The organism is Acidovorax sp. KPB24-03, assembly GCF_057546605.1.
Window position 1 is genome coordinate 1 of sequence record NZ_BAAJYR010000787.1, and the last position, 893, is coordinate 893.

Genomic DNA, 893 nt, shown 5'->3' on the forward strand with positions numbered 1-893 from the left:
CGGGCGGTGCGCAACGCGGGCTACGAGCCCCGCGCCCCGCAGGCGCAGGACGCCGAGCGCGCGGCCAGTCGCCCTGGGCGGGCTTCGGGCCGGTGGCCCTGGGGCTGGCGCTGTCGGCGCCGCTGGTGCTGCCGATGCTGCTGGGCCTCTTACCGGAGCGCTTCGGCGCGCTGCTCGGCCCGCACGGCATGCTGCCGGCATGGCTGCAGTGGCTGCTGGCGACGCCCGTACAGTTCTGGCTGGGCGCGCGCTTTTACAAGGCGGGGTGGCACGCCCTCAAGGCGCGCTCCGGCAACATGGACCTGCTGGTGGCGATCGGCACCAGCGCGGGCTACGGGCTGTCGCTCTGGCTGTGGCTGACCGCGCCCGCCGGCCACGCCCCGCACCTGTACTTCGAGGCCTCGGCCGTGGTGATCACGCTGGTGCTGCTGGGCAAGTGGCTGGAGGCGCGGGCCAAGCGCCAGACCACGGCGGCCATCCGGGCGCTGCACGCCCTGCGGCCCGACGTGGCGCACCTGGTGGGTGCCGATGGCGAGGTGGACGTGCCCGTGGCCGAGGTGATGGCCGGCGACCGGATCGTGGTGCGCCCGGGCGAGCGCATCCCCGTGGACGGCACGGTGCTGGAGGGGCACACGCAGGTGGATGAATCCATGCTGACCGGCGAGCCGCTGCCGGTGCCGCGCACCGCGGGCGAGGCGCTCACGGGCGGCTCGATCAACGGCGACGGGCGGGTGGTGGTGCAGGTGTCGGCCGTGGGGGCCGAGACGGTGCTGGCCCGCATCATCCGGCTGGTGGAAGACGCGCAGGCCGGCAAGGCGCCGATCCAGCGGCTGGTGGACCGGGTGTCGGCGGTGTTCGTGCCGGTGGTGCTGGGCATCGCGCTGGCCACGCTG

The 893-nt window shown here is 75.0% G+C and carries 1 pseudogene; it reads left to right on the forward strand.

The features are described 5' to 3' along the window. A pseudogene (locus tag AC27KI_RS26010) lies at positions 1-893 on the forward strand (HAD-IC family P-type ATPase); the annotation flags it as partial.